At 63.9% G+C, this 15,594-nt stretch carries 13 protein-coding genes; 9 read left to right on the forward strand and 4 right to left on the reverse strand.

What is annotated here, in order from left to right:
- Window positions 1-89 precede the first annotated feature (89 nt).
- The 3 genes from EPZ47_RS26500 (at window position 90) to trxA (ending at window position 2,280) form a co-directional block, all read left to right on the forward strand.
- On the forward strand, window positions 90-554 hold the full coding sequence (locus EPZ47_RS26500) for a YbaY family lipoprotein (RefSeq protein ID WP_135847403.1): 465 nt from the start codon (window positions 90-92) through the stop codon (window positions 552-554).
- Window positions 551-1,207 (forward strand): class I SAM-dependent methyltransferase, encoded by a 657-nt coding sequence (locus EPZ47_RS26505; RefSeq protein ID WP_135847404.1) that lies wholly within the window; start codon window positions 551-553, stop codon window positions 1,205-1,207. Before EPZ47_RS26500 ends, EPZ47_RS26505 begins: the two co-directional genes overlap by 4 nt.
- 200 nt (window positions 1,208-1,407) lie before the next feature.
- Window positions 1,408-2,280: a thioredoxin gene (trxA, locus tag EPZ47_RS26510; RefSeq protein WP_135847405.1), complete on the forward strand. Its 873-nt coding sequence runs from the start codon at window positions 1,408-1,410 to the stop codon at window positions 2,278-2,280.
- Here the strand turns inward: trxA and EPZ47_RS26515 are convergent.
- Complete coding sequence (locus EPZ47_RS26515; protein ID WP_135847406.1) at window positions 2,277-2,630, reverse strand: hypothetical protein; 354 nt, start codon at window positions 2,628-2,630, stop codon at window positions 2,277-2,279. The genes trxA and EPZ47_RS26515 overlap by 4 nt on opposite strands.
- A 130-nt stretch (window positions 2,631-2,760) precedes the next feature.
- On the opposite strand from EPZ47_RS26515, the gene EPZ47_RS26520 reads away from it, so the two are divergent.
- The 5 genes from EPZ47_RS26520 (at window position 2,761) to EPZ47_RS26540 (ending at window position 6,935) form a co-directional block, all read left to right on the forward strand.
- The gene (locus EPZ47_RS26520) at window positions 2,761-3,342 is read left to right on the forward strand and encodes a DUF2796 domain-containing protein (protein WP_135847407.1); all 582 of its coding nucleotides are present in this window, start codon (window positions 2,761-2,763) and stop codon (window positions 3,340-3,342) included.
- A 162-nt stretch (window positions 3,343-3,504) separates the two neighbouring features.
- Window positions 3,505-4,215, forward strand: coding sequence for an ABC transporter ATP-binding protein (locus EPZ47_RS26525; protein ID WP_053187667.1), 711 nt, complete (start codon window positions 3,505-3,507; stop codon window positions 4,213-4,215).
- A 1-nt stretch (window position 4,216) separates the two neighbouring features.
- Window positions 4,217-5,482 (forward strand): ABC transporter permease, encoded by a 1,266-nt coding sequence (locus EPZ47_RS26530; RefSeq protein WP_135847408.1) that lies wholly within the window; start codon window positions 4,217-4,219, stop codon window positions 5,480-5,482.
- Between the two features lie 11 nt (window positions 5,483-5,493).
- On the forward strand, window positions 5,494-6,012 hold the full coding sequence (locus EPZ47_RS26535; protein WP_135847409.1) for a DUF3299 domain-containing protein: 519 nt from the start codon (window positions 5,494-5,496) through the stop codon (window positions 6,010-6,012).
- Between the two features lie 224 nt (window positions 6,013-6,236).
- Window positions 6,237-6,935 carry an OmpW/AlkL family protein gene (locus EPZ47_RS26540; protein WP_135847410.1) on the forward strand — a complete coding sequence of 233 codons (699 nt, stop codon included), beginning with the start codon at window positions 6,237-6,239 and terminating at the stop codon, window positions 6,933-6,935.
- 67 nt (window positions 6,936-7,002) lie between these two features.
- Here the strand turns inward: EPZ47_RS26540 and EPZ47_RS26545 are convergent, their stop codons facing one another.
- Window positions 7,003-7,932: an NAD-dependent epimerase/dehydratase family protein gene (locus tag EPZ47_RS26545; RefSeq protein ID WP_135847411.1), complete on the reverse strand. Its 930-nt coding sequence runs from the start codon at window positions 7,930-7,932 to the stop codon at window positions 7,003-7,005.
- The gene (locus EPZ47_RS26550; protein ID WP_135847412.1) at window positions 7,925-8,809 is read right to left on the reverse strand and encodes a sugar nucleotide-binding protein; all 885 of its coding nucleotides are present in this window, start codon (window positions 8,807-8,809) and stop codon (window positions 7,925-7,927) included. The genes EPZ47_RS26545 and EPZ47_RS26550 overlap by 8 nt, the downstream gene beginning before the upstream one ends.
- A 282-nt stretch (window positions 8,810-9,091) precedes the next feature.
- Here EPZ47_RS26550 and EPZ47_RS26555 point away from each other — a divergent pair, with 282 nt between their 5' ends.
- Complete coding sequence (locus tag EPZ47_RS26555; protein WP_135847413.1) at window positions 9,092-13,405, forward strand: DEAD/DEAH box helicase; 4,314 nt, start codon at window positions 9,092-9,094, stop codon at window positions 13,403-13,405.
- 55 nt (window positions 13,406-13,460) lie between these two features.
- On the opposite strand, the gene EPZ47_RS26560 is transcribed toward EPZ47_RS26555, so the two are convergent.
- Window positions 13,461-15,551, reverse strand: a complete 2,091-nt coding sequence (locus EPZ47_RS26560) for a mechanosensitive ion channel family protein (RefSeq protein ID WP_135847414.1) — start codon at window positions 15,549-15,551, stop codon at window positions 13,461-13,463.
- Window positions 15,552-15,594: the final 43 nt, after the last annotated feature.

Raw genomic sequence — 15,594 nt, forward strand, 5'->3', positions numbered from 1 at the left:
CATCCCACTGGCAAGACAAGCCATAGGGTTTACGGTATACAGACGGGCATACCGTCAGATCCATGGAATTCACCTTGCTGGAGCCACACATGCCGTTACGATCACTCGTTTTGCTCAGTCTTTTCAGCCTGCTGATGGCGTGCAGCAGTGACGCTCCCAAGCCCGCCGCCCCCGCACCGGCCTCGGCGCCGAAACAGGCCCAGGAAAAAGCCCGCCAGGCCGCCGAACTGGGGCCACTGCCGGCGTACCAGCGGGAATTGAGCGGCACCTTGCAAGGCGTACCGGTTGGGGCCGAGGTCGAATTGGCGCTGCTGGTGATCGATGACAAGGACCGCCCGCAGCAACTGCTCGCCAGTTCCAGCCTGATCGGCACCAACCAGGTCCTGCCCTTCCGCCTGCGTTTCAACCCCGATGCCTTCCCGGTCGGCGCCCGGGTAGAGCTGCGCGGTCGTGCCAGCCAGTCCGGCCAGTTGATCCTGCACCTGCCGGAACAACGTATCAGCCAACCGACCACCCAGGCGTTGGGCGCCCTGCAATTCGTCAAAGCGCCATGAATGCACCGCAAGACCTGCAACACGCGTTGGCCGAGTTGCTGGGCGACGCGCGCCTGGTGGCCTGTCCGCTGCCCGACACCGAGCTGAAACTATGGCTGATCGACGGCGACAACATGGACCGCGCCTTCAGCCCGGAAGAAACCCGGCGCATCCTCCACGAACCGCCTTACTGGAGCTTCTGCTGGGCCAGCGGCCTGGCGATGGCCCGCTACCTGGCCGAACGGCCGCAATGGGTCGAGGGTAAGCGGGTGCTGGATTTCGGTGCCGGCTCGGGTGTCGCTGGCATTGCAGCGGTCAAGGCCGGCGCGCTGGAAGTGGTGGCTTGCGACCTCGATCCGCTGGCGATTGCCGCATGCCGGGCCAATGCCTTGCTCAATGACGTGGCGCTGAGCTATTCGACGGATTTTTTCGCCGAGGCCGATCGCTTCGACCTGATCCTGGTCGCCGATGTGCTCTACGACCGCGCCAACCTGCCGCTGCTCGACCACTTCCTCAGCCGCGGCCGCGAGGCCCTGGTGGCCGATTCCCGAGTGCGGGATTTCCAGCATCCGCTGTACCGGCGCATCGAAATGCTGGAAGCCATGACGTTGCCGGACTTGGCTGAGCCTGAAGAGTTTCGGCATGTGAGCCTGTACCACGCGCGGCGCGACTAGATAAAAGCTTCGCGAGCAAGCCCGCTCCCACAGTCGATCTCCAGTGGATACAAAATGCATGTTCACCGCAGACCCCATGTGGGAGCGGGCTTGCTCGCGAAGGCGTCCCATCAGACACCACAAGACGAAAGCCCCCCCGCTTTCAGCCACCCCCACCAAGCCGTATAGTTGCCCCATTCAAGCGCTCTACGAGATCCCCCATGACCCAGGACACGCCCTACATTTTCGACGCCACCACCGCCGATTTCGACCAATCGGTGATCGCCAACTCTTTCCACAAACCGGTGCTGGTGGATTTCTGGGCCGAGTGGTGCGCGCCATGCAAGGCGCTGATGCCGATGCTGCAAACCATTGCCGAGAGTTATCAGGGCGAACTGCTGCTGGCCAAGGTCAACTGCGACATTGAGCAGGACATCGTCGCCCGCTTCGGCATCCGCAGCCTGCCCACCGTGGTGCTGTTCAAGGACGGCCAGCCGGTTGACGGTTTCGCCGGGGCCCAGCCGGAATCGGCGGTGCGCACGATGCTCGAGCCCCATGTGCAAATGCCGCCACCGGCCGCGGCCGACCCGTTCGAACAGGCCCAGGCGCTGTTCGATGACGGTCGTTTCGCCGACGCCGAAGCCGTGCTCACGGTGTTGCTGGGCGAAGACAATACCAACGCCAAGGCCCTGATCCTGTACGCCCGCTGCCTGACCGAACGCGGCGAACTGGGCGAAGCGCAAACCGTGCTCGACGCGGTGAAAAGCGACGAGCACAAGGCCGCGCTCGCTGGAGCCAAGGCGCAGATCCAGTTCCTCGGCCTGGCCAAAAACCTGCCGGATGCCGCCGATCTCAAGGCCCGCCTGGCGAAAGACCCGCAGGACGATGAAGCGGTGTATCAACTGGCGATCCAGCAACTGGCCCGCCAGCAGTACGAAGCGGCCCTCGACGCACTGCTCAAGCTGTTCGTGCGTAACCGCAGCTACAGCGAAGGCCTGCCCCACAAGACCTTGCTGCAGGTGTTCGAACTGCTGGGCAACGATCATCCGCTGGTGACGACCTATCGCCGCAAGCTGTTCGCCGCGCTGTATTAAGCCTCGGGCCCGACCCAGCTATAGAGCGGCGTGTCGCCGCCGCTCAACACCTTGACCTCGGCGCTATGGCGCAAGCGCACCAACAACCGCTTGCCCGCCGAGGCGCTGCCGGTGAGGCCTTCGAGCTGCTCCAGCAAATCCGGGCCGCTCAACTGCCCGGCCTTGCGCAGCAGTTCCTTGGCGATCTGCCACGGGGCATCGTCCTGATTCGCCGGTTTGGCCACCGGTGCCGCCACGCCCTCGGACTTGGCCACTTGTAACTGCGCGCCGAGCTGCGCCCAGTCGCCTTCATCCATTTCGATCGACAAGTCCACCGGCCAATCGCCGACGGTTCCGCGTATCCGCAACATTACTGTGCTCCTGAAGATTTCATGTCCCCATGCTCCCATGGGCCTTGCGCGACGCCAAGCAGACGGTCAAACTCTGCGCACTTTCGTTATAAGATTACATAACACAACTCGTACTTTCTGGAGACTCGTCATGCGTCGTCTGCTTCTTGCCCTGCCGTTCGCCCTGCTGCCATTGGCTGTCGCTCATGCGGCGGTCGAACACGATCATGACCACGAGCACGGCAGCCTCGGCGCCCACGAACACGGGGTTGGCCGATTGAACGCTGCGTTGGACGGCCAGACCCTGGAGCTGGAACTGGAAAGCCCGGCGATGAACCTGGTGGGCTTCGAACACGCCGCCACCAGCGATGCCGACAAAGCCAAGGTCGCCGCCGTACGGGCACAGTTGGACAAGCCGCTGGCACTGTTCAACTTGCCGGCCGCGGCCCAATGCACCGTGGCCCAGCAGGAACTGGAAAGCCCGTTGTTCGGCGACGAACCGGACCACGAAGACCATGATGAAGATGCCGACGGTGACGAACACCACGAGCACAGTGAGATCCACGCCCACTACCAGTTCACTTGCGCCGCCCCAGGTGCGCTGAAGAACCTGGACCTGGCAACACTGTTCAAAACCTTCCCGGCCACCCAGAAAATTCAGGTACAACTGATCAGCCCGAGCGGCCAGCAGGGCGTGGAAGTGACGGCCAAGGTGCCTACCCTGAAGTTCTGACTCACCGCAAAACCCATGTAGGGGCGAGCCTGGTGGGAGCAAAGCTTGCTCGCGATAGCGGTCCGACTGTCGACATCCAAGCTGAATGTTACGGCCTCATCGCCAGCAAGCTGTGCTCCCACAGATATCCCACAGGTGCTCCATTACCTTGAAGCGGCAAACATGACCCAAGCACTCATCGAACTCTCCGACCTGGGCTTCAGCTGGCCCGGGCATCCGCCGTTGCTGGATATCCCGGCGTTTCGCCTGGAAGCCGGCGAGACGTTGTTCCTCAAAGGCCCGAGCGGCAGTGGCAAAACCACGCTGCTGGGGCTGCTGGGCGGTGTGCAGACGCCGGACCGGGGCAGCATTCGCCTGCTCGGCCAGGAACTCACCGAACTGGGCGCTGGCAGCCGCGACCGCTTTCGCGTGGACCACACTGGCTACATCTTCCAGCAATTCAACCTGCTGCCGTTTCTCTCGGTGCGCGAAAACGTCGAACTGCCCTGCCACTTTTCCAAGCTGCGTGCGCAACGGGCCATCCAGCGCCACGGCAGCGTCGACCAAGCTGCCGCCACGCTGCTGGCTCATCTGGGGCTGACCGATCCAAACCTGCTGGAACGCCGCGCCGACTCGTTGTCCATCGGCCAGCAGCAACGGGTCGCCGCAGCCCGGGCGTTGATCGGTCAACCGGAACTGGTGATCGCCGACGAACCAACCTCGGCCCTGGACTACGACGCGCGGGAAAACTTCCTGCGGCTGTTGTTCGCTGAATGCCGCGAGGCCGGGTCGAGCCTGTTGTTTGTCAGCCATGACCAGAGCCTGGCGCCGCTGTTTGACCGTAACCTCTCGCTGGCCGATCTCAATCGCGCCGCCACGCCACTCGAGGTCTGAGATGTATTTGTTCCGTCTAGCCATGGCCAGCCTGGCGAACCGCCGCTTCACCGCGATCCTCACCGCTTTCGCCATCGCCCTTTCGGTGTGCCTGCTACTGGCGGTGGAGCGGGTGCGCACCGAGGCCCGGGCGAGTTTCGCCAGCACCATCAGCGGCACCGATTTGATCGTCGGCGCCCGCTCAGGTTCGGTAAACCTGCTGCTGTATTCAGTGTTTCGCATCGGCAATGCCACCAACAACATACGTTGGGACAGCTTCGAACACTTCGCCAGCAACCCGAAAGTGAAGTGGGCGATCCCGATGTCCCTCGGCGATTCCCATCGCGGCTACCGGGTGATGGGCACCACCGAAGCCTACTTCGAGCACTACCAGTACGGCCGCCAACAACACCTGGAGCTGGCCGATGGCCGGGCCTTCGCCACCGACCCTTTCGAAGTGGTGCTCGGTGCAGAAGTGGCCGAGGCGTTGCACTACAAGCTCGGTGACAAACTGGTGCTGGCCCACGGCGTGGCAGTGGTCAGCCTGGTCAAGCATGACGACAAGCCCTTTACCGTGGTCGGTATTCTCAAGCGCACCGGCACGCCGGTAGACCGCACGCTGCACATCAGCCTCGGTGGCATGGAAGCGATCCACATCGACTGGAAAAACGGCGTGCAGGCCCAGGGCAACGGTCGCATCAGTGCCGATCAGGCGCGCAACATGGACCTCACGCCCCAGGCGATCACCGCGTTCATGCTCGGCCTCAACAGCAAGATTTCTACGTTTGCCTTGCAGCGCGAAATCAATGAGTTCCGCGGTGAACCGTTGCTGGCGATCCTGCCCGGCGTGGCGCTGCAGGAGTTGTGGAGCCTGATGGGCACGGCGGAAAAAGCCTTGTTCGTGATTTCATTGTTCGTGGTACTCACGGGGTTGATCGGCATGCTCACGGCGATCCTCACCAGCCTCAACGAACGCCGCCGGGAAATGGCGATCCTGCGTTCGGTGGGCGCGCGGCCGTGGCACATCGCGACGCTGCTGGTGCTCGAAGCCTTCGCCCTGGCGCTGGCCGGGGTCGTCTCCGGGCTGGCCTTGCTGTACATCGGCATCGCCGCCGCCCAGGGTTACGTGCAGTCGGCCTATGGCTTGTACCTGCCGCTGGGCTGGCCAAGCGAATATGAATGGACGCTGATGGCTGGCATCCTGGTCGCCGCCCTGTTGATGGGCAGCGTGCCGGCCTGGCGCGCCTATCGCCAATCGTTGGCCGATGGCCTGTCGATCCGTTTATGAGGACCTTGAAGATGCCCCGCGCCCTGCTTGCGCTGTTGATGTTGGTCGCCCTGCCGCTGTGGGCGGCCGAACCAAGGGACCTGGCCTGGTCGGAAATGATCCCGCCGGACGCGCCGCCGGAAGTGCCAAACATGACCCCACTGCACGACCTGTCGAAGATGAGCGATGCCCTGGCCGCCGAATCCGCCCCGGCGGCCAAGCAGGATTTGCCCAACGCCCCGGTGGTCAAGGCCCTCGACGGCCAGCAGATCCGGCTGCCGGGCTACATCGTGCCGCTGGAAGTCAGCGAGGAAGGCCGTACCACGGACTTTCTACTGGTGCCGTACTTCGGCGCCTGCATCCACGTGCCGCCACCGCCGTCGAATCAGATCGTGCATGTGAAAAGCGAGGTTGGGGTCAAGCTCGACGAGTTGTACCAGCCGTACTGGGTCGAAGGCCCGATGCAGGTCAAGCCGTCCACCAGTGAACTGGCCGATGCCGGGTATCAGATGGAGGCGCAGAAGATTTATGTGTATGAGCTGCCGGAGTGAATCCCGGGGTTATGTATCGCCTTTGAAATAGCTTTCGCGAGCAAGCCCGCTCCCACAGTTGACCGAGTTCCGTCAGAAGGAATGCGGTCGAATGTGGGAGCGGGCTTGCTCGCGAAGGGGGCCTCAAGGTTGCTCATCGCATTTTCATTGAGCTGAGTCAAAAGCCGCCTACATACGCCTTCGTACCATAGGACATCAATTTTGAAATGTCCTCTGGAGCCCCCATGCACAAGTCCTTGCTCAGCGCTTCCCTCGTTGCCCTCGCGCTCTCTACTCCGCTCGCCCAGGCCCATACGGCCGGCGACATCATCGTTCGCGCCGGCGCCATCACCGTCAATCCAGAAGCCGACAGTTCCAGCGTCAAGGTCGACCGTGGTCCGCTGGCCGGCACTGATCTGGGCGGCAAGGCGACCATGAGCAGCGACACGCAATTGGGCCTGAACTTCGCCTACATGATCACCAATAACCTGGGTATCGAATTGTTGGCGGCCTCGCCGTTCGAGCATGACGTGAAAATCAAAGGCACCGCCCTGGGCGCGGCCAATAACAAGCTCGGCACCCTCAAGCACCTGCCGCCGACCTTGAGCCTGGTCTACTACCCGCTCGATGCCAAATCCACCTTCCAGCCTTATGTCGGCGCCGGCATCAACTACACCTGGATCTACGACGAGCACGTCGGCAGCGAAGCCAGTGCCAACGGTTTCAGCAACTTCCGGGCGAGCAACAGCTGGGGCATGGCGTGGCAAGTGGGCGCCGACTACATGCTGACCGACAACGTCATGATCAACGGCCAGATTCGCTACATCGACATCGACACCACCGCTTATGTGGACAACAACGCCGTGGCCGGCGGGACTCGCGCCAAAGTGAATGTCGATGTGGATCCGTGGATCTACATGGTGGGGTTGGGTTACAAGTTTTAAGTGAAGACGCTGTAGGACTCACGAAAAAGGCGCCCCGAAAGGCGCCTTTTTTGTGGCTGGTGGAAACTCAGCGCCCCAACAACCGCGCCAGCCCCACGCTCATCGGCGTTTGCGTTGGAAAGCTGAAACGCTCCAACAGCCGACTGTTGTTGGCCCGCGAATGGCGGATGTCGCCGGAACGCGCCGGGCCGTAGCTGATCGGCGGCAGGTCACCCACCACCGCAGCCAAGGCCTGGAGCATCTGCTTGAGGGTCGTGGCCTGGTTCCAACCGATATTCACCGCGCCTACTTCCACCTCGGGTTTCTCGATGGCCTGCACCAGCAGGTCAACCAGGTCTTCGACGTAGACAAAATCCCGGGTCTGCTCGCCGTCGCCGAACACAGTGATCGGCAGGCCTTTCTGCACCCGTTCGCTGAAGATGCTGATGACCCCGGAATACGGCGAGGACGGATCCTGGCGTGGACCGTAGATGTTGAAGAAGCGGAATACCACCGGCTCCAACGCGTGCTGGCGGCGATAGAAGTCCAGGTAGAACTCGCTGGCCAGTTTGTCCGAGGCATACGGCGTGAGCGGGGCCTTGGGCGTTTCTTCGTCGATGGACTCGCCTTCGCCGTTGTTGCCGTAGACCGCTGCGCTGGAAGCGAACAACACCCGTTTTACCCCGGACTGTCGCATGGCTTCGCAGACATTCAGGGTGCCGATGAAATTGCTCTGGTGCGTGCGCACCGGGTCGTCCACCGACGCTTGCACCGAGGCCACCGCCGCCAGGTGCGCCACGGCGCTGCAACCGGCCATGGCCCGGGCCACCAGCGCGGCATCGGCGACATCGCCTTCGATCAGTTCGACAGCGGGGTTGTCCAGCGGCAGGTTGCTGCGCTTGCCGGTGGACAGGTCATCGAGGATGCGCACCGTGTGTCCCTTGGCGAGCAAAGCGTCGGTCAGGTGCGAGCCAATGAAACCGGCGCCGCCGGTGATTAAAACAGGGCCTTCAGCCATGACGATAAAACCTATCCAGTAAGCCCGGGAGTGCCGCGCGCCAGGCGCGGGGCTTGATCCCGAAAGTGTGCAGAATTTTCTTGCAGGCCAGTACCGCGTGTTGCGGTTCTTCGGCGGCGTCCGGCCGTGCGGCGTGAGCCTGGGCCGTGGGCGCTTCAATCGCCAGCGGATGCAGGGCGCGGGCTTCGGTAAGGATCGCCTGGCCCAGCGCCAGTGGCGTGGTCGCCTCATGCCCGGCGTAATGATAGGTGCCCCACAGCGGCGCCGCGCAATCGAGTTGCTTGAGCACCGAGATGATCACCCGTGCGGCGTCGTCCACCGGCGTCGGATTACCGCGTCGGTCGTCGGCCAGCAGCAACTCTTCAGGCTGCTCGGCCCGGGCCAGGAAACGGCCGAGGATACCGTCGGCGCTGTCGTCCAGCAGCCAGCCGAAACGCAGCAACACATGCTGCGGACAGGTGGCACGCACGCTTTGCTCGATCCGCCACAACGCCTGGCCACGCAGGCCCAGGGGCACGGGTTCGTCCTTTTCGCTGTAGGCGGTGGCGCGGGAGCCGTCGAACACCCGATAGCTGGACGGTTGCAGCAAGACGATGTTGTGGTGCTGGCACAACTCGGCCAGACGCTCGACAGCGCGCTCCTGATTGGCCAGGCGCTGCTCGCTGACGACCTCGGCCTGGAACCAGTCGAAGTAGTACGCCAGGTTGATCAAGGCGTCCGGCCGGGTGTCGTCGAGCAACTGAGTCAGGCTCGCGGCATCCCAACCGTCTTCGGGGGGGCGGGGGGCAAGAAAACCGATGTCTTCTTCTGCACCGAGGCGAATCAGCGCCTGCCCGAGGGCATTCCCGCCGCCCAGTAACATAAGGCGCATTCGCATAAAGTCAGCAGGCCCAGTCTGTTGGCACAAGAATTTGGTCGACAACGCCCGCAGGCGTTGTCGGAATCGTTGCATTTTGCGGGTTTAGTGCGCAACCGTCATCCGTAAAGTGCAGATCCGGCATTTGTACTGTTCTTTAGGGCCCGTTCGCGAGCAAGCCCGCTCCCACATGAGAATGCCTTCCAAATGTGGGAGCGGGCTTGCTCGCGAAGGGGCCCTGCCAGGCGATGCATAGCTCAGAGGTACTTGCATCTTCCCCCTCCCACCCGCATAACTGCCCCCATGAATCTGCCCCTTGCAGCCGACCACGCCATGGCAGGCTTTCACCCCGCCGTTCGCGCCTGGTTCAGCCAGACATTCCCGGCGGTCACGGCCGCCCAGGCCCAGGCGTGGCCGTTGATCGGCCAACGCCGCTCGACCCTGGTGGCGGCACCCACCGGTTCGGGCAAGACCCTGACTGCGTTTCTCGCCGTGCTCGATGACCTGGTGCATCGCGGCCTGGAACAGGGCGGCCTGCCGGACCAGACCCTGGTGGTCTACGTCTCGCCGCTCAAGGCCTTGAGCAACGACATCCAGATCAACCTGCAAAACCCGCTGGCCGGCATCACCGAACAGCTGCGACAAATGGACCTGCCGCCCCTGCACATCACCACCGCCGTGCGCACCGGCGACACGCCACAGAAAGAACGCACGGCGATGCGCAAGAGCGCGCCGCACATCCTGGTGACCACGCCTGAGTCGCTCTACGTGCTGCTCGGTTCCGATTCCGGGCGGCAGATGCTCGCCAGCACCCGCACGGTGATCGTCGACGAAATCCACGCCATCGCCGCCAGCAAGCGCGGCAGTCACTTGGCCTTGAGCCTGGAACGCCTGCAAGCCCTGTGCGCCGAACCGCTGATGCGCATCGGCCTGTCCGCCACGCAAAAACCCATCGAAGCCGTGTCGCGCTTCCTCGTGGGCCAGGGACGCACCTGTGCAATCGTCGACATCGGCCACGCTCGCCCGCGCGACCTGGACATCGAGGTGCCGCCGGTGCCGCTTTCGGCGGTGATGGCCAACGACGTGTGGGAATTGGTCTACAACCGCCTCGCCGAGCTGGCCCGGGAACACCGCACCACGCTGGTGTTCGTCAACACCCGGCGCCTGGCCGAGCGCCTGAGCCGGCACCTGAGCGAGCGTTTGGGCAAGGACGCGGTGGCGGCCCATCATGGCAGCCTGGCGAAAGAGTTTCGCCTCGACGCCGAACAACGCCTCAAGCGCGGCGAATTGCAGGTATTGATCGCCACCGCGTCCCTGGAGCTGGGCATCGACATTGGCGACGTCGACCTGGTGTGCCAGATCGCCTCGCCCCGTTCGATCTCGGCGTTCCTGCAAAGAGTGGGTCGCTCCGGGCACCAGGTCGGCGGCACGCCCAAGGGCCGTTTGTTCGCCACTACCCGCGATGATTTGCTCGAGTGCGCCGCCCTGCTCGATTGCGTGCGTCGGGGCGAACTCGACACCTTGCACATCCCTATCGCCCCACTGGATGTGCTGGCCCAGCAGATCGTCGCCGAGGTCAGTTGCCAGGAATGGCAGGAACAGGCGCTACTGGACACCTTCCGCCGAGCCTCCCCCTACGCCGAACTGGACGACGGCCACTATCAGGCGTTACTGCGAATGCTCGCTGAAGGCTTCAATGGCCGCCAGGGCGTGCGCAGTGCCTACCTGCACCGGGACGCCGTCACCCGTACCCTGCGCGGGCGCCGGGGCAGCAAGCTGACCGCCGTGACCAGCGGCGGCACCATCCCGGACAACGCCGACTACAGCGTGCTGCTCGAACCCCAAGGGCTGAACATCGGCAGCGTCAACGAAGACTTCGCGGTGGAGAGCATTGCCGGCGACGTGTTCCAGCTGGGCAATACCTCCTACCGCATCATTCGCGTCGAGACCGGCCGCGTGCGGGTCGAGGACGCCCAGGGCCAGCCGCCGACCATCCCGTTCTGGCTCGGCGAAGCCCCCGGGCGCAGCGCCGAATTGTCCCTGGCCGTGGCCCGCCTGCAAGCCCAGCTGGACGATTTGCTCGGCGCCACGCCGGGCAATCTGCAACCAGCCCTCGACTGGCTCACCGGCACCTTGCAACTGAACCTGGCCAGCGCCGAACAGCTGGTGGATTACCTGGCCCCGGCCCGCCTGACCTTCGGCGCCCTGCCGTCCCAGGACACCTTGCTGATGGAGCGGTTTTTCGACGAGTCCGGCGGCACGCAACTGATCATCCACACGCCGTTTGGCAGCCGTATCAACCGCGCCTGGGGCCTGGCCTTGCGCAAGCGCTTCTGCCGCACGTTCAATTTCGAATTGCAGGCCGCCGCCAGCGAAGACGCCATCGTGCTGTCGCTGTCCACCAGCCACAGCTTCGAGTTGGACGAGGTCTGGCGTTACCCCAACAGCCACAGCGCCGAGCAGATCCTCGTCCAGGCAGTGCTGGATGCGCCGTTGTTCGGCGTGCGCTGGCGCTGGAATGCCGGCGTGGCCCTGGCCTTGCCGCGTTACAGCGGCGGGCGCAAAGTCGCCCCGCAAATCCAGCGGATGAAAAGCGAAGACCTGATCGCCAGTGTGTTCCCGGACCAGATCGCCTGCCTGGAGAACCTCGCCGGCGAGCGCGAGATCCCCGATCACCCGCTGGTGGAACAGACCCTCGACGATTGCCTGCACGAAGCCATGGACAGCGAAGGCTGGCTGACGCTGTTGCGGCGCATGGAAGCCGGCGAGGTTCGCCTGATCAGCCGCGACCTGCCGGCGCCCTCGCCCCTGGCCGCGGAAATTCTCAGCGCCCGCCCCTACACCTTTCTCGACGATGCACCGCTGGAAGAACGGCGGACCCAGGCGGTGATCAACCGGCGCTGGAGCGACCCACAAGCCACCAACGACCTGGGCGCGCTGGACGCCGAGGCCATCCAGTCGGTGCGAGACGAAGCCTGGCCGACGCCCGCCAACCTCGATGAAATGCACGAAGCACTGATGAGCCTGGCCTGCATCGCCGACAGCGAAGCCGACACCCATCCGTCATGGCGGGGCTGGTTGCAGAGCTTGGCCGATGGCGGTCGCGCCAGTCATGTGCAGATCAGCAGCGAACGTGGCCTGTGGGTGGCGCTGGAGCGATTGACCTGCCTGCAAGCGATTTATCCACAGGCCCGATGGCAGCCGCCACTGACGCCCTTGGCCGGTTTTGATGAGGCCTGGGCCAGCGACGAGGCCGTGGTGGAAGTGCTTCGCGCCCGGCTCAGCGCCTTCGGCCCGCTGCCGTTGCCGGCCATCGCCTACCCGCTGGGGTTGTCGACCCCGCAAGTCACCCAGGCCCTGGCGCACCTGGAGCGGCAAGGCTACGTGTTGCGCGGCCGATTCACGCCGGGCACCGCGCAAGAGGAATGGTGCGAGCGGCATTTACTGGCGCGCATCCATCGCTACACGGTCAAGCGCCTGCGCCGGGAAATCGAGCCGGTGATGCTGCAGGACTTCATGCGATTTCTGTTCGACTGGCAGCATCTGTCGCCGTCCACCCAAGGCCGCGGTAGCGCCGTACTGCCATCGATCATCAACCAGTTCGAGGGCTACCCGGCTGCTGCCTCGGCTTGGGACAGTGACCTGCTGCCGGCGCGGATAAAAGACTACACGCCGAGCTGGCTTGATGAGTTGTGCCGCAGCGGCAAGCTGGTGTGGACGCGCCTGAGCGCCCGCCAGAAAGCCTCTGCAAGTGCACTGCGCAGCACGCCGATTGTGTTGCTGCCGCGCAGCCAGGTGGCGCTGTGGAGCAGCCTGGCCGAGCAAACGCCCCCCGGCGAGCTGTCGCTCAAGACGCAAAAAGTCCATCAGGCCCTCAGCGAACACGGCGCGCTGTTTTTTGACGAGTTGCTGCACGAAGCCCACCTGTTGCGCAGCGAACTGGAAATCGCCTTGCAGGAACTGGTGGGCGCCGGGTTGGTGAACGCCGACAGTTTTGCCGGCCTGCGCGCGCTGATCACCCCGGCCAGCAAACGCCAGGCCCGCAGCAGTCGGCGCGGACGCGGTGCGTTTGTCGGAGGCATGGACGACGCCGGGCGCTGGGCCTTGTTGCGCCGCAGTTCTCCCGCGCCCGTGGAGAGCAACCGCCCCACGCCCACAGCACCCGAGACCCTGGAACACATCGCCATGACCCTGCTGCGTCGTTACGGCGTGGTGTTCTGGCGCTTGCTGGAGCGGGAGGCCGATTGGTTGCCGAGTTGGCGCGAGTTGCTGCGCACCTTTCATCGGTTGGAGGCGCGGGGCGACATTCGCGGTGGGCGTTTCGTCAGCGGCCTGGCGGGCGAACAGTTCGCCCTGCCCGAAGCCATCCCGCTGTTGCGCGAAGTGCGCCGCCGCCCCAGCGACGGCAGCCTGGTCGCGGTCTGCGGCGTCGACCCGCTGAACCTGGCCGGTACTTTGCTGCCAGGGGCGAAAGTGCCGGCGCTGGCGAGTAATCGGCTGGTGTATCGCGATGGATTGCCGGTTGCGGCGCAGATTGCCGGCAAGCAGCATTTGTGGGTGGAGTTGGATGGACAGGGGATGGCAGAGGTGAGGAACAAGCTCATCCAGAAAGGTTGAAGGTGTCTGGGCTTGCTCGCGAAGGGGCCATAAGCCTCTCGACTAAACTCAGTAGCTACTGAGATTGACCAGGCGCCTCCTCCCCCTCTTCTTTCGCCTCCTCCACCAACCGCCGCGGCATCACCACCTGCTGTGGATAAGTCTGCGCAAAATGCACCGTCGGGTCGTTATCCACAAGCTTCTTCAGGTGCTGGTTGAACGCCCGGCTCACCGCATATTGCCCACCGGACACCGTACGAAACTGCGCCGTGAGCACCACGCCGTTGAGGTCCATCTTGTCCACGCCGAACACATCCAGCGGCCCTTGCAGGTTGAACTTGAGGAACGGGTCTTCGGCGATCGCGCGCCCGGCCTCGCGAATCAACTCGATGGCCTGGTCGACATCGGTGTCGTAAGTGAATTGCACAGAGAAAAACGCAAAGGCGAATTGCCGGGATTGGTTGGTCACGGCCTTGATCTGGCCGAACGGCACCGAATGCACGAAACCCTTGCCATCGCGCAGGCGCAGGGTACGGATGGTCAGGCCTTCGACGGTGCCGGCGTGGCCGGAACTGAGCACCACCCAGTCGCCGATCGACAGCGTGTCCTCGATGATGATGAACAGCCCGGTGATCACGTCCTGCACCAGTTGCTGCGAACCAAAACCGATCGCCAGCCCCACCACCCCGGCACCGGCCAGCAACGGTGCGACGTTGATGCCCAGGTTGGCCATGGTGGTGATTGCGCAAATCACCACCAGAATGATTTTCGCCGCGTTGCGCAGCAGCGGCAGGATGGTCTTGATCCGGGTGCTCGGCTGGCGAGCCCCGCGCTTGTTCAAAGGGGGTTTCAAGGCTTCCTGGATCGCCGTGTCGAGCACCACCCACATCAGCCAGGTCACCAGGAAAATCAGGCCGATGCGGCTCAAGGAATCGCTGATCGCCCGGCCCACGGCATTGCGCGAGGCGAATTCGAACAGCGAAATCCCCCAGATGCGCCCGAGGATCTCAATGAACGCCACCGCCATGACGATCCGCAACAACGCATGCAATAGGCTCAGCAAACGGCCCTTGTACGCGCTGTTGCGCTGGATAACCTCGACCTTGGGCGACTTGAAGACGTGCTGGAACACCGTGCAGAGAAACACCATCGCGATCAACAGGATGGTCGTAAATATCGCGCAACGCAGGGCCTTCTGGTTGTCCTCGCCAACGCCGATCAGGCTCACCGCCGAGACCAACACCATCAACAGGATCGGCCAATACCAGAGCCCGGAAAAAATCCGCAGGGACTCTTGCAGGGCCGGTTGTTTCAAACGTTGGGCCAACGGTCGGTTGCGGATCAGGTGCGCCACCGGCCGGCGCATGCGAATCACCAGCCAGGCAAAGATCATCGAGGCGAACAAACCGGTGAACACCGCGATGCTGCTGGTGATGTTGCCGCCCAGTTGCCGAGCGATCTGCGGGCTGGTCAGGGCATCGCTGAGGGCCGCGAGAAAGCCGATCATGAACAGCGGCCGGGGGCTGAACCGCCGGATCATCGCCACCGCCCGGCGTTTGTGGCCGGCGTTGAACATCACGATGACGCACAGCAACACCGAGGTGGAGAAAATACCGCTGCTGGTGGCGTAGGCGAAACACAGCGCCAGGGCACGCCCGACCGAGACTTGCAGAAAGTGGCTGACGTACAGGGTCAGCGGCAGACAGACCAGCGCCGGCACGGTGTAGGGCAGCAGATAGCCGAGCAAGCCCCGCAGGCGCTGGCGGGTGCGCAGCCAGCGGCCCTTGCCCAGGCGTCGCACCAGCATGCGCGCGCCTGCCCAGATCAACGCAAAAGTCCCCAGCCAGACGCCGGAAAGCAACAGGAAATCTCCCGCCACCCGCCAGGACGAGCGGGACGTCTGGTCCACCAGCCGGTCCACCTCATCCGCAGCCCGATCCGCCCGCAGGCGCCAGGCGTCCACCAGGCTCTGGTTGAGGTCGAGTTTTTCCTGGACGTCATCGATGCTCGAACTGATCGCCCCCAGCAAGCCGCCCTGGACCAGCGGTGCGGGTTCGGCGGGCGGTTCGTCGGGCTTGGAGGTGCCGGGGACAGCGGCGGTCCCATAGGCGCTGGTGCCGGTCATCGCCAGCAAAAACAGCAGCAATACAGTGCTCAATCGAGACAAAACGCGAGGCTCCTTCACACGGGATCGGTAAAGAACTGATCAA

It is taken from the genome of Pseudomonas viciae, assembly GCF_004786035.1.
GTDB lineage: Bacteria > Pseudomonadota > Gammaproteobacteria > Pseudomonadales > Pseudomonadaceae > Aquipseudomonas > Aquipseudomonas viciae.